The sequence below is a fragment of the Vibrio sp. 2433-A1 genome, assembly GCF_056726085.1.
In genome coordinates, this window is record NZ_JBRESC010000013.1 from 1 (window position 1) to 13,914 (window position 13,914).

12 protein-coding genes and 1 pseudogene are annotated in these 13,914 nt (G+C 42.6%); 11 read left to right on the forward strand and 2 right to left on the reverse strand.

Going from position 1 to position 13,914, the window contains the following annotated elements; genetic code table 11:
• The first annotated feature begins 95 nt into the window (after nucleotides 1-95).
• Nucleotides 96-1,427 (forward strand): IS4 family transposase, encoded by a 1,332-nt coding sequence (locus tag ACU01J_RS13910; protein ID WP_481084253.1) that lies wholly within the window; start codon nucleotides 96-98, stop codon nucleotides 1,425-1,427.
• 43 nt (nucleotides 1,428-1,470) lie between these two features.
• Here the strand turns inward: ACU01J_RS13910 and ACU01J_RS13915 are convergent, their stop codons facing one another.
• Entirely contained in the window at nucleotides 1,471-1,908 is a 438-nt protein-coding gene (locus tag ACU01J_RS13915; RefSeq protein WP_134834709.1) for a DUF3069 domain-containing protein, read from the reverse strand.
• 205 nt (nucleotides 1,909-2,113) lie between these two features.
• Between ACU01J_RS13915 and ACU01J_RS13920 the strand changes: the two genes are divergently transcribed.
• Together ACU01J_RS13920 and ACU01J_RS13925 are read left to right on the forward strand one after the other, a co-directional pair.
• Nucleotides 2,114-3,049, forward strand: a complete 936-nt coding sequence (locus tag ACU01J_RS13920; protein WP_481086241.1) for a GGDEF domain-containing response regulator — start codon at nucleotides 2,114-2,116, stop codon at nucleotides 3,047-3,049.
• Between the two features lie 74 nt (nucleotides 3,050-3,123).
• Nucleotides 3,124-4,113: a Solitary outer membrane autotransporter beta-barrel domain gene (locus tag ACU01J_RS13925; RefSeq protein ID WP_481086242.1), complete on the forward strand. Its 990-nt coding sequence runs from the start codon at nucleotides 3,124-3,126 to the stop codon at nucleotides 4,111-4,113.
• On the opposite strand, the gene ACU01J_RS13930 is transcribed toward ACU01J_RS13925, so the two are convergent.
• On the reverse strand, nucleotides 4,110-5,345 hold the full coding sequence (locus ACU01J_RS13930) for a GGDEF domain-containing protein (protein ID WP_481086243.1): 1,236 nt from the start codon (nucleotides 5,343-5,345) through the stop codon (nucleotides 4,110-4,112). The genes ACU01J_RS13925 and ACU01J_RS13930 overlap by 4 nt on opposite strands.
• 220 nt (nucleotides 5,346-5,565) lie before the next feature.
• Between ACU01J_RS13930 and ACU01J_RS13935 the strand changes: the two genes are divergently transcribed.
• The 8 genes and pseudogenes from ACU01J_RS13935 to ACU01J_RS13970 all read left to right on the forward strand — a co-directional run bounded on the left by ACU01J_RS13935 (nucleotide 5,566) and on the right by ACU01J_RS13970 (nucleotide 13,868).
• Nucleotides 5,566-5,931, forward strand: coding sequence for a late competence development ComFB family protein (locus ACU01J_RS13935; RefSeq protein ID WP_481086244.1), 366 nt, complete (start codon nucleotides 5,566-5,568; stop codon nucleotides 5,929-5,931).
• 16 nt (nucleotides 5,932-5,947) lie between these two features.
• Nucleotides 5,948-6,226: an HlyU family transcriptional regulator gene (locus ACU01J_RS13940; RefSeq protein ID WP_481086245.1), complete on the forward strand. Its 279-nt coding sequence runs from the start codon at nucleotides 5,948-5,950 to the stop codon at nucleotides 6,224-6,226.
• A 297-nt stretch (nucleotides 6,227-6,523) separates the two neighbouring features.
• Nucleotides 6,524-8,074, forward strand: a complete 1,551-nt coding sequence (gene pntA / locus ACU01J_RS13945) for a Re/Si-specific NAD(P)(+) transhydrogenase subunit alpha (RefSeq protein ID WP_481086246.1) — start codon at nucleotides 6,524-6,526, stop codon at nucleotides 8,072-8,074.
• Between the two features lie 13 nt (nucleotides 8,075-8,087).
• Nucleotides 8,088-9,482, forward strand: coding sequence for a Re/Si-specific NAD(P)(+) transhydrogenase subunit beta (gene pntB / locus ACU01J_RS13950; RefSeq protein ID WP_481086247.1), 1,395 nt, complete (start codon nucleotides 8,088-8,090; stop codon nucleotides 9,480-9,482).
• Between the two features lie 150 nt (nucleotides 9,483-9,632).
• Entirely contained in the window at nucleotides 9,633-11,087 is a 1,455-nt protein-coding gene (gene vxrA / locus ACU01J_RS13955) for a sensor histidine kinase VxrA (RefSeq protein ID WP_481086248.1), read from the forward strand.
• The gene (gene vxrB / locus ACU01J_RS13960; RefSeq protein WP_481086249.1) at nucleotides 11,062-11,721 is read left to right on the forward strand and encodes a response regulator transcription factor VxrB; all 660 of its coding nucleotides are present in this window, start codon (nucleotides 11,062-11,064) and stop codon (nucleotides 11,719-11,721) included. Before vxrA ends, vxrB begins: the two co-directional genes overlap by 26 nt.
• Nucleotides 11,721-12,599: a DUF2861 family protein gene (locus tag ACU01J_RS13965; protein ID WP_481086250.1), complete on the forward strand. Its 879-nt coding sequence runs from the start codon at nucleotides 11,721-11,723 to the stop codon at nucleotides 12,597-12,599. The genes vxrB and ACU01J_RS13965 overlap by 1 nt, the downstream gene beginning before the upstream one ends.
• 60 nt (nucleotides 12,600-12,659) lie before the next feature.
• Nucleotides 12,660-13,868 (forward strand): annotated as a pseudogene (locus ACU01J_RS13970) (conjugal transfer protein TraF).
• The last annotated feature ends 46 nt before the right edge of the window (nucleotides 13,869-13,914 follow it).

The window sequence follows — 13,914 nt, forward strand, 5'->3', positions numbered from 1 at the left end:
TAATGCCGATCAGTTAAGAAAAATTTTTGAGATCATTTGACCGATCCTCAAAAGGCTTCAAAATCCGATATTAGGAAACTAATATCGGATTTTTCATGTCTTTAGAAAGCCAACTTGCGAATACTTTTCGCTCATGCAATACCTTCCATCACTTTGACAAATACTCTGAGATCCTTAGTCCAGAGCTTATCCAGCAAGGTTTTGAAAAAGCTGGTGTAGCAACAGTGAGAAGAAGACGCTTACCCTTGGAAGCAGTACTTTGGTCCGTTGTAGGAATGAGTCTTTTTCGGCAACAATCTGTTTGGGATATCGCTAACCAACTTGATATTGTCCTACCAGACAAACAGCGCTTTGTTGCGCCAAGTGCTGTTGTCCAAGCGAGGCAGAGATTAGGCGAAGAAGGTGTTAAACAAGTCTTTAAGACGATGGCGGCTCAGAGTTATCAATCTTCTAAGTTTGAAACTTGGTGTGGACTCAATCTTCTATCTGTCGATGGTGTCGTTTGGAGAACGGCAGATACACCTGAAAATCATCAAGAGTTTAAAGCACAGCGTAATCAGTCATCTGAAAATATTTACCCTAAGATACGCATGGTTTGCTTGATGGAGCTTACAAGTCATCAGCTCATCGATAGTGCATTCTCTGACTATCGAACCAACGAAATGCGGCTTGCAGAAGAACTCATAGAACAAACGCCAGACCATTCTCTGACTATTTTTGACAAAGGATATTACTCTCTGGGACTGCTTAACCGATGGAACAAAGTCGGCCAAGAGAGGCATTGGATGCTCCCTGTGAGAAAAGACTTCCAGTATGAAGTCGTTCATAGGTACAGCAAGAGTGATGCAATCGTTGCGATTAAAACAACACCTCAGGCAAGAAAGAAGTTTAGTGAACTTCCTGATGTAGTTGAAGCAAGGTTAGTCTCAAAAATCATTAAAGGTAAGGAGTATCAGGTGCTTACATCAATGCGTGATGGGTTACGTTTTCCTGGCGAAGAAATCGTAGAGCTCTATCGTTATCGCTGGGAAATCGAATTAGGCTATCGGGAAATGAAGCAGACCTTACTTGACAGTGAGTATACATTGCGAAGCAAGCGTCCAGATATGGTTAAGCAGGAGCTCTGGGGTATTTTACTCGCCTATAACCTTATCAGGCAGGTTATGACAAAAGCGGCAAGTAGGTTAGATAGCGTCTGGCCAAATCAACTGAGCTTTACGAGTAGCGCTATGGCTGTGACGCAATACTTTGCAGCGTTGCCTTTAACAAGCCCAGGAAAGCTCCCTAAACACTATGAGGTATTACTAGAGCATGTATCCATGTTTATCTTACCGCCTCGAAGAGAAGATAGAAGTTATCCTCGATGGGTGAAGTTGAAACCCAAGAAGTACGCAACAAATAGAAAAAATGCCAGTCAGCTTAACTGACTGGCATTACGCATGTAGCGGCGTTTTCTTTATTTGTATCATCTTACTTAGCAAATACGTCTGTAAAATCACGCTTAAGAATTGGATCGCGTCGTGCTTTTTTAATTTGTTTAACCATATCTTTAACACAGTTATGTAAAACTTGGTCAAGCAGCTGAGCTCGGTATTCTTCTTTTTGCTCTTCAGTCATGTCTTGCGGAAGATTAAGTGTAGGGAACTCTTCCATCACATTTAAGCCAGCAAATGCTTGGCTTACTGAGATAAGTGCGTGAAATTGTTCGAAGTTGTCTAGAACGTTTTGAGCGCTATTAGGTAGCTCGTTCCACGCTTCACGAACCGCTTCTTCGGAAACATCATGGATTGACGTCACCATGTAGTGCATTGCTTCTGGTACTCCGTCAAATTCAATAACTTGACGCAGTTCTGCAGAAACTTCTGCCAAATCTACTTTCGGTTGTTCTGATTGATTAACGTCAGACATGTTTATCTTCTCTTATATGTGTATATGACGCCGTTATCGTAAAATTTTGGCGCCAAATGTCAACCTTGGATGGAGGATTATGTAATTGTGTAGTATTTTTAGTCTAAGCGTGTGATTTCTTATTAGTTTTAATCAAATGCCTTCTTATGGGTAACTCTTTTTATCAAATCTCGGAGCAATTAGAGTGGATGTACGCGGTTCTTCTATGAAGATACTCTTGGTTGATGATGTTCAAATGGAACGTATTCAATTGGCAATTCGATTAAAGCAGTTAGGGCATACTGTTGAAATGGCCGATTCTGGACGACGTGCGCTAGAGCTCTATCAGGATTTCGAACCGGAGTTAATACTACTCGATATCTCTATGCCAGATATGAATGGTTTTGAAGTTTCAGCTCAAATCCGTAAACAATACCCTGAGTGGGTGCCGATTATCTTCTTAAGCAGTCACGACGAGCCTTCAATGATTGCCAATGCGATCGAAGCAGGGGGCGACGATTACTTAATTAAACCCGTCAATAAGATTGTGCTTAACTCCAAACTGATTGCGATGCAGAGAATTGCTTTTATGCGTAGAGAGCTTAAGCAAAAGTCAGCACAACTTGCGAAAGCCAATCAAGAACTTGAACAACTCGCACAAGAGGACGGTTTGACCAAGGTTAAAAACCGCCGCTTTGTCGATCAAAAACTCCAAGAGATGATTTTGCTTCACGGGCGACATGAGTTACCACTCAGCGTGATATTACTCGACGTCGATAAATTTAAGCTGTTTAACGACAATTATGGCCACATCGAAGGGGACAAGTGCTTAATTGTATTGGCAGAGCTCTTAACCAATTTATTCGTACGCAGTGGCGAAGTCGTCGGTCGATACGGTGGTGAAGAGTTTGTTATTATTCTCGGTTATACCGATCAGGCAAAAGCCATTAAAGATGCTTCTCGTATACAGACTGCGTTACTTGAAGCGAAAATCCCGCATGAATACAGTGAAGTGGCTGAATTTGTAACAGTGTCACAGGGTGTGTTTACCCTTGTCCCTAATGGCAAAGAGAGCATTGAACAAATCTATGAGCTCGTCGATAAGCAGCTCTACCAAGCGAAGCTGGCAGGTCGCAACCAATATATTAGCGTTCACCAATAGTGATCAGCGATTGTTTTGATGGCGTTTTTGAAGTAACTTACTCTAATTGTGTATGAATTTGGGTTATTGATTAGATGGTAACGTTTAAATCTTGCCGTTATCTAGGTTTGTCATTAGTGTGCTTTTCACCGATTAGTTTTGCCCAAGGCTCCCCCTATTTCCAAGATTACTTAGAGCAAGCTTTTTCAGCTGCTATCATTATGACTGACAGTGACGTATTCACTGTTGGGGTTCATGACTTCAACCCAAATGATTGGGTAAATCTTCACAATGATGATTTAGGCTCTAATGAGTCTGTAGAGTTACGTCAACAAATAGCTGTCTCTACACTTCCTTTTACAATCGATATCAGTGATGATGATGTTACGATTAAACAACAAATCTTTACACGTTTGTCCGTTTATGGAACACGTCAGAATATCGAAATCCAGCCATCCGACACGCCAGACGAACAGAGCGAAGTTATACTTGGTGTATTCACCGCCTATCGCTTCGGTTACCAGCTATCCGATAACTGGACACTAACTCCTGGTATCGGCGTACATTTACAACATTTTAGAAACAACCATAAATATATAAGTGAGTATTCGAATAGCTATGTAAAACCAATATTCGATGGCGTATTTTTCAACACAACGGCTTGGGCGGCTTCTCTTGAGCCACACGCTGAACTCAAATATAACAAAAAAACAAGTTGGGGAAGTTGGAATGCTAAGTCCTCATACCATTACTTTTATGGAAAAGGATGGGGGGACGCTAACTACTCTGACATAGGTAACCCTGAAGGTTGGTACTTGGGCAATGGTATCTCAGCGTACTATGATATCAGCAAGTTAGGTCATTCTAAACAGTCTCTGTACGGCAGTTTAAGACGAATAGATGCCGGAGGTGACACAAACGCACGGCTAGGGACGTCTCACTACTATGAAGCTTCAGTCGGATTACTAATGACTCCACCATTTGAATCTGGTTGGATTGACAATATCGGTTTAGGGCTGAATGTTAATTATGGGAGTAATTTAAAAGGTGGCAGTATAGTACTTTATTTCAACCAAGTAGATTAACTCATACAAACTTGATTTCGACCTCTTTTTTTCGCTTGATACAATGCTTCATCGGCGGTTTTCATTACTTCAGAAACCTTTGATGTCTCACTACTATCGGCAACACCAATACTAATAGTGACGTTCACCGTATCACTGGCTTTTTTAGCCCCGCGTTTTTTGGACCCTTGTTTGTCATCTTTAGGACGAGCATCTTGGTTTCGTAACACCATGTCATAACTTTCGATTGATGCACGGAGCAGTTCTAAGTGGTCCTGAGCTTCATCAGCATACTTTCCTTTAAAGAGCACGGTAAATTCTTCACCGCCGTAACGGTAAATTTTTGCACGCCCACCTATATGTGACATCTTAGATGCGACAAGCTTAAGAACTTCATCTCCCGTGTCGTGACCATATGTATCATTAAACGACTTGAAATGGTCAATATCGAGCATCGCAATCGTATAGCGGCGTCCTAAATGTTTTAGATCTGACTCTAATGCGAGACGACCAGGGATCTCGGTCAACGAGTCGGTAAAAGCGAGCTCATAACTGGCGGAAAGCAAATAAACCAGCAGTAAAACACCAGCTAATGAGAACATAGTGCTGGATATGTGAGGAATGTGGAAAAAGACAAACGTTGTTGATGCAAGCAGGGTAGCTGAATAAATAACCACATCGACGTTTCGATTTTTGCTCAACACACAGATAGCAAATAGCAAAACCATAGCGAGTGAGTAAACCACTAAGATAAAAGGTAGCTTAGAAACTTGTGGTAAAACAAATAGGAAGGTTTCATCGATGTTATCAAAGCCACCATCATAAAAGTAACTGAGAATAAGGTAACACCAAAACACAAGTAGTGACAGTGTGACTAAATATATGCCGAATGAGCGTGAAAACAGTGTCGAATCACGATAAGTAAAGACAAACAACAGAGCAATTGGCAGAAGCGCGGCAAGGAGTGACAACTCTAATATCGTCGTACCATATGAGAGCGGCGATTGTAATCTATTTTGAATGACCCAATACGAAAGTGCTAACGTACAAGCGACCATAGCAATCCGACTCTGCTTAAAGGCATTGGCCAACACGATGGTAATTGCAAACAAAACGAAAGGGAGCTTTGAAACGATCCCTAAATTAGACTGAGTCAATAAAATCACGTTGTTCATGCCAAAAGCAATAAACGTCAACAGTAGAAGAGGCAACGCAACACGGAACCAATTAGTTGTGACGATAGAAAACGACATGAAACCTAGCCTAAAACGAATGAATTTTTGATTGAATGCTTGTTAAGAATACTTTTATTTGATGAATTTCCAAGCTTTTTACTAAACTTATCTATGAAAAGTGCGGGCATGGATAAATTGCGGACAAAAGTTGATGATAGAGTGTGCAAACTATAGTATCAATTGAACAATTTAGCCATACTGTATAATCAGCGCATTATCTTAGAAGGAGCTAAGCCATATGCAAATTAGTGTAGATGTGCATAACTATATGGAAACTCTCGTAGGACAAGTACTCGCTAAGCCGGAATTTGTCGATCACTTCGATCATGAGCAACTTGCCGATCTCGCTTGTTTAGCACTCAGCCAACTTCGTCCAGTATATATAAGGCATGATATTGATTTTCTATCCGCTTTACCTGAAGAACGCTTAGTTACGTTGAAAACTTATTCTCAAGTGGCAGTAGAAGCCGCTATCAGCATGATAGTCGATGACCGTCGCAAACATCGTAAAGACGAAGTTCCCGTTATCTTTAGTAAACAAAGATTTGATGATGATATTGAGCTAGAATGGTTTGAAAAGCCAATCTTGAAGCAACACAAGTAAATTTTAGGAGTCGTTAGTGGGACTGTTTTCACGCTTATTCGGAGGTTCGAAAGAGCAACCAAAAGTTGAAGTCGAGCCGGTGGAATACAAAGGCTATCTAATCTATCAAGAAGCTCTATCAGAAGGTGGGCAGTATCGAATCGCGGGGCGCATTACAAAACAATTTGGTGATGAAACAAAAATACATCGCTTTATTCGTTCAGACGTACTTCCCAGTGAAAGCGATGCAAATGAGTTTATGCTAAAAAAAGCGCAAATGTTCGTTGATCAAATGGGTGACGATATTTTTCAATAGATCCGTACCAATTTGATAAACATCATAAATTCAAGAGCCATTAGTCGTTATGCTGATGGTTCTTTTGTTTATGTAATGAACGTAATTCTTTGTTTTTATGATGAATTATTGCTTCTGGTTAGACCTCTTACAACTTATGTAATTCGTTGTTGAAAAACTAATTAAACAGCATGCAGACTCATTACCAATGGTTATATGTAATGATATTTTGTGTTTTTCTTACAAAATGCTTGAAGTATCTCTAACCGTTGGATAAAAACAAAACAATCATTGTTGCGAATAGTCAAGGAATAGCTAATGCAAATTGGTGTGCCAAAAGAAATACTCGCCGGAGAGACGCGAGTGGCTGCGTCGCCAAAATCGGTAGAGCAGTTATTAAAACTAGGTTTCGACGTTGTAGTCGAAACAGGAGCAGGGGAACTAGCGAGTTTCGACAATTCAGCATTCGAAGCGTCAGGGGCAAAGATTGTTACGACTCAAGAAGTCTGGCAGTCAGATCTTATCTTAAAAGTGAATGCACCCTTGTATTCTGAAGAGAGTAATGAAATTGCTCTGATTAAAGAAGGTGCAAGTCTTATTAGCTTCATCTGGCCAGCCCAAAACCCAGAGTTAATGGAGCAACTTTCTAGCAAGAACATTAACGTCATGGCGATGGATGCTGTACCGCGTATTTCGCGTGCTCAGGCTCTAGATGCGCTATCGTCGATGGCAAACATTGCTGGTTACCGTGCAGTCGTAGAAGCGGCACATGAGTTTGGTCGATTCTTTACCGGCCAAATTACCGCAGCAGGTAAAGTGCCACCAGCGAAAGTGCTTGTTGCCGGTGCAGGTGTTGCTGGTCTAGCAGCTATCGGTGCTGCGGGAAGTTTAGGTGCAATTGTTCGAGCATTCGACGTTCGTCCGGAAGTAAAAGAGCAAGTTCAATCAATGGGCGCAGAATTCTTAGAAGTCGATTTCAAAGAAGATTCTGGCTCTGGTGATGGCTACGCGAAAGAAATGTCAGATGAATTTAACAAAAAAGCAGCTGAGCTTTACGCAAGGCAAGCAGAAGAAGTTGATATCATCATTACTACAGCGCTTATTCCGGGCCGACCTGCACCTAAGCTAATTACCAAAGAAATGGTAGATAGCATGAAAGCGGGCAGCGTCATTGTTGACCTTGCTGCCGCAAATGGTGGGAACTGTGAGTACACGGTCGCTGACCAAGTAATCACGACAGCGAATGGTGTTAAGATCGTTGGTTACACCGACATGGTTGGTCGCTTACCGACTCAATCTTCTCAACTTTACGCAACAAACATTGTTAACCTTCTTAAACTTCTAACCAAAGAAAAAGATGGCAACATAAACATCGACTTTGAAGATGTCGTTCTACGCGGCGTAACAGTAGTGAAAGAAGGTGAGGTGACTTGGCCAGCGCCGCCAATCCAAGTATCAGCACAGCCTGAACAGAAACCTGCAGCGCAAACTGTTAAACCTGAACCAAAAGTTGAAGAACCAGTTTCTCCAATTAAGAAGATTGCAGCTCTTGCCATCGGCCTAGGTGCTTTCGGTTGGGTAGCGTCTGTTGCACCCGCTGCGTTTTTATCGCACTTCACGGTATTCGTTCTTGCATGTGTCGTTGGCTATTACGTTGTTTGGAACGTCACCCATGCGCTGCATACACCACTAATGTCGGTAACGAACGCAATCTCAGGCATCATCGTAGTAGGTGCACTACTGCAAATAGGACAAGGGAATGGGGTAGTCTCGTTCTTATCTTTCATCGCTGTACTTATAGCAAGTATTAACATTTTCGGTGGTTTCACCGTCACCAAGCGTATGCTTGAAATGTTCCGTAAAGACTAAGGAGTAACAGGGAATGTCTGCAGGATTAGTACAAGCAGCTTATATTGTTGCTGCTTTATTCTTTATTTTGAGCTTGGCAGGGTTGTCTAAGCAAGAGTCCGCAAGATCGGGTAACTACTACGGTATTGCGGGTATGTCTATCGCACTGATCGCAACGATCTTTGGCCCAGAGTCAGAAGGTCTTGTATGGATCATTATCGCTATGGTCATCGGTGGTGGTATCGGTATCCACTACGCTAAGAAAGTTGAAATGACAGAAATGCCAGAGCTTGTGGCAATTCTACACAGCTTTGTTGGTATGGCAGCGGTACTGGTTGGTTACAACAGCTACCTTGACGCGCCAGTGATTGCCTCTTTGAACCCTCAAGAAGCGCATGCGGCACACGTCATTCACTTAGTTGAAGTCTTCCTAGGTGTATTCATTGGCGCTGTAACATTTACAGGCTCTATTGTCGCATTTGGTAAGTTGCGTGGCGTGATCTCATCATCACCACTAAACCTTCCTCACAAACACAAACTCAACCTTGCGGCGATCGTAGTTTCAACGCTACTTATGATCTACTTCGTCAAAGCTGACGGTAGCATGTTTGCTCTTATCGTTATGACACTTATCGCCTTTGCGTTTGGCTACCACCTAGTGGCGTCAATCGGCGGTGCAGATATGCCAGTCGTTGTTTCAATGCTTAACTCATACTCTGGTTGGGCAGCAGCGGCAGCAGGTTTCATGTTGGCAAACGACCTATTGATTGTTACAGGTGCACTAGTTGGTTCTTCCGGTGCGATTCTGTCTTACATCATGTGTAAAGCAATGAACCGATCGTTTGTTAGTGTAATCGCAGGCGGCTTCGGCCAAGAGGTGATTATTTCTGATGACGTAGAGCAGGGCGAACATCGCGAAACTTTCGCGGAAGACGTGGCAGATATGCTTAAAGGTTCAAAATCTGTAATCATCACTCCTGGATATGGCATGGCAGTAGCTCAAGCGCAGTACCCAGTACATGAGATTACTGAAAAGCTACGCGCACAGGGCATTGAAGTTCGCTTTGGTATTCATCCCGTTGCGGGACGTCTTCCTGGTCACATGAACGTACTACTTGCTGAAGCAAAAGTACCTTACGATATCGTACTTGAAATGGACGAAATCAATGATGACTTCGGCGAAACAGATACAGTTCTTGTTATCGGTGCAAACGACACAGTAAACCCTGCTGCACTAGAAGATCCAAACAGCCCAATTGCAGGTATGCCTGTACTTGAAGTTTGGAATGCGAAAAACGTTATCGTATTTAAGCGTTCAATGAATACTGGCTACGCCGGCGTTCAAAACCCACTGTTCTTTAAAGAGAACACCCAAATGTTATTCGGCGATGCGAAAGAGAGCGTAGACGCGATTTCAAAAGCGCTATAACACAACCTTTCTAACTAAGAAGCCAGCGCTAACAGCTGGCTTCTTTTCTTCTATCAATATTATTTCTGACATTGATATCACATTTCAGTTTTATCTTTTTGCGATAATGTTTTACTCTAAATCTAACTCACTGATTTATTGAATTTTACATTGCTTAAAACGACGATTAAAACACTGTCAATTTCATTGCTACTGCTAAGTGGTAACGCATATTCAGAGTCATTGCCCGAGCGTATTGACCAATTCGTCGATCTTTTTGATCAAGATAAAGCGACTGCATCGTATGATATTCGCAGTCTACAAACAGATTACCCGACGCGCCTACTGACACCTGAGTCCATGTTACCTCAGACTTCTGCGTATCCATTGAAAGATATCCAGAGGCTCTATCAACTCGCTAAGAACTGTACCGGTCGATTACCCCTAAGTCCGCTTATTACTGAACCGCTGGTATATACACGTGCAATGTGCAAGGGTAATAGGCTGACTAACAAATGGTTCTCTCGAAGTGCATTAATACATCCAGGAGGGGGAACTTATGCGAGTCGTTATGTTGATGTTTATCCAGAGAGAAAAGATGATCTTCAACAATACATGCACATTAAAGAGCGTTCACTAGCACCAGACTCTACCTTGCTGGGTCGTTTACAGCGCATGGATGAAGACGCCATCATGGCGCTTATTTCTGGCTCTAGTATGTTTATTGAGCGCGATGAACTTTGGCTTAGGCAGAGCGATAACTATTTAATTTTCCCTGAGTATATTTGGCGACGAAACGTCGAAACCGCAGGGCTGTCGTTTACTCTCCGTAAAGAGTCGAGCAGCTGTTTTGTACGTCGAGGCAACCTGTGTTGGGATGCCAAAGATCATTCTGATCTACTACGCAAGAGCATGGTCGCTCTTGTTATCGCTAACATCTTATTGGTGCTTGGTTGGTCGGTGTATCGCTGGAACACCAAGCGACAAGAGATGAAAAGTCGCATGCTCATCTTGCAGATCCTTACGCATGAGCTTCGAACGCCAATTGCGAGCTTGTCACTAACGGTAGAGGGATTCAGGCGTGAGTTTGAGCAACTACCGGAAACGGTTTATGATGAGTTTCGTCGCTTATGTGAAGACTCTAGGCGTTTAAGGCAGTTAGCTGAAGCAAGTAAAGACTATTTGCAATCAGATAATAAGCCATTGGCAACTGATTGGGTTCCGTCAGTAAAAGAGTGGCTTGAGTTTAAGATTGAAGAAGAGTTCAATAGTAATATCGAATTCGTTATCAATGAAGATATCGCTGCCAAACTTAATGTATATTGGTTGGGTACGTGTATAGACAATTTAATACGCAATGCTGTTAAGTACGGCGTTGCGCCAGTGGTGCTTGAGGTTACCACTTGTAAGCAAAAGATTACGGTTAAAGTGATTGACCAAGGTGAGTTGTCTTCAAAAGATTGGCGTCAGCTCAGAAAACCTTTTGTAAGTAAAAGCGGCCTTGGCTTAGGCTTAACCATCGTTGAATCAATGGTAGGGCGAATGGGCGGTAAAATGTCTTTAGTTGGTCCACCGACAACGTTTATTTTGGAGATACCCTGTGAAACAGACACTGCTTCTTGTTGAAGACGACAAAAACTTAGCTGATGGACTTCTAGTAAGTTTGGAGCAAGCGGGATACGAATGCTTCCACTCAGAAACCATCGCTGATGTTGCTCAGTACTGGGACAAAGCAGACTTAGTGATTCTCGACCGTCAGTTACCTGATGGCGATTCAGTAACACACTTACCTGAATGGAAGAACATCAAAGAGGTGCCTGTCATTCTATTAACGGCTTTGGTTACCGTTAAAGACAAAGTTATGGGATTAGACGCTGGCGCGAATGATTACCTGACTAAACCATTCGCTGAAGCAGAACTATTTGCACGTATTCGTGCACAGCTGCGTGCACCTGAAGGTGAAGCTGTTGATGACAGCAAAGTAATTACTGAACACTTAGTTATTGATAAAGCAACTCGTGAAGTTCAGTACAAAGACGAAGCGATTACGCTAACTCGTACTGAATTCGATCTGCTGCTATTCCTAGCAAGCAATCTGGGACGAGTATTCACGCGTGACGAGCTACTGGATCACGTTTGGGGCTATAACCACTTCCCAACAACGCGCACTGTGGATACACACGTACTTCAGCTGCGTCAGAAGTTACCAGGCCTTGAGATTGAAACGCTTCGTGGCGTTGGCTACAAAATGAAAGCTTAATGGTTAGAACAGTAACATTAATCGGTGCACTGGTATTAAGTGCACCTCTTTCAGCCGTACAAATACCTTGGTTTGAAAGTAACTCACCTTTAACACAAGCGCACAAGCATCTGCTTGATGGCGACTTGCCCGGCATGTTCACCTCGTTAGTCGAAGTTTGGCAGCTTGAAAAGAACGAAAGCATTGTCCCACACCTAAACGACCTTTTTCTTCAATCTCTTGAAGTAGACTGTGGGAAGGGGCTAGACAATAAATCACTCCCTGACTGGCTCAGTAGCGTCTTGATTCGCCGTACAGAGATTCAGAGCCCTGGTAGAGACTCTTATCGTGCAATCGTTGAAGTTGGCACGAACAAAGAACTAAAAGAGATTTCTCTCACTCGTTGGGTATCCAAGGTGTTATCGACGGATACGACGGTTACCAAAGAACCGAACGATAAAAACGACAAATTCACTCGTTATGTGAAACGCTATAACTTAAATAGCCGCGTTAAGATGGGACTATACCGCCTTGATATCACCGCTGTAGACGAAACATCTTGGAGCTCATGGCTATTACTTGGTGAGCCAAAAGCAAAAGTGTCGGTACGTTGGGACTCAAAAGCACAATGGAAAGTAGAAAAGAACGCATTACTGAATCGACACTGCCCATTACCCAAGTTAGAAACTGCAGTGTATGACTATGTGGATGGCAATTATAGCCAAGTGTGGGGAGAGAGCTACGATTCCGACTATCCGACCGCACTAGATAATGTTCCAATTAAGCCAGGGCGATACGTTCTGACCGTATCAATGAAACACCAACGCTGGCAAGGGCCAATTATCGTAGAGCAATCCCAAACAATTAGTAAAACGTATGATGTTTCGGTGGATGAATAGCTCAAGTTAATTCACAATATGCCGATATAAACCCATGGAATAGAAAAATTTTATACCGATATGGAAAATAAATTAAAGCTCTTATCGTTGTCTATTATGTTTGCAGCTTCATCAGCGTCAGCAGCAAACTATGCAATCGAAGCCCGTGGCGATGCGATGGGTGGTGTTGGCGTTGTCTCAGCAAATTTTCTAACTGCTCCTTTTTACAACCCAGCACTGACTGCTATTTACCGTCGTAATGACGATGTTGGTATGATCACACCAAGCTTCGGTTTGTCATATAGCGATTAGCATATGATGGTTGATGATCTCGATAATGCAGCGGGCCTAATTGACCAAGCGATTGGTGGGGATTATTCAAATATCTCTGAACTCGAAAGTACTCTAGATGCACTCAACGGTGATATCGCTAAACTTGAGTTTGGTGGCGTTGTCGCTTTTGCAATTCCAAATCGCTATATAGCAGCGAACGTTTTTGGTAAAGCATACGCAGAATCATTCGCACAAACCGATATTTATAATGGGGCGAACAGTGGTATTGATACGGCTTTAAACCCGGCTATTAATGCCGAGTTAAGCGCAGTTAACGCGGTAGGCGTTGGGGTAACGGAAGTTGGTATTTCACTTGCTAAGTATCAAACTTTCCTTGGCCAACATATCTCATTTGGTATTACACCTAAGATCCAACGTATCTATACCTACGTTTACTCTGCGAACCTAAACAACTATGACATTAAAGACGTCCGTGACAATGGCACTGGCGAAACCATGTTCAATATGGACGCTGGTTTCTTATGGTTCTATGGGCCTTTACGCGTTGGCTTTTCTGCAACAAACCTTATCTCACGTGATATCCAAACCATAGAACTTGCGGGTTCAACTGTTACATCAAGCATCGATAGTTCACAAAGCCGCACATTTGATCCTGTATCTTATGCATACCAGATGCGTCCACTTTACACAGTTGGTGTTGGCCTAGTTGCAGATTACGCAACGATTAGTGTCGATTACGATCTGAATGAAGAAGAGAGATACACTAATTTCAATGACAACACTCAAATGTTGCGTGTCGGTGGTGAAATCGACATTATGCGTCAGCTGAAACTACGCGCGGGTTGGAAACGTAACCTAGCTTATGATGATCTAGACGATACCGTAACAGCAGGTATTGGTCTATCACCGTTAAACCTGTTCCAGTTAGATATAGGTGCGAGCTACACCAATGAAAACTCTATGGGTGCTTACGTAAACTTCTTAACCAGTTACTAAGCAACGGGGCAGGTGGCACTAGCCTAATCGTACAATTCGTAATATA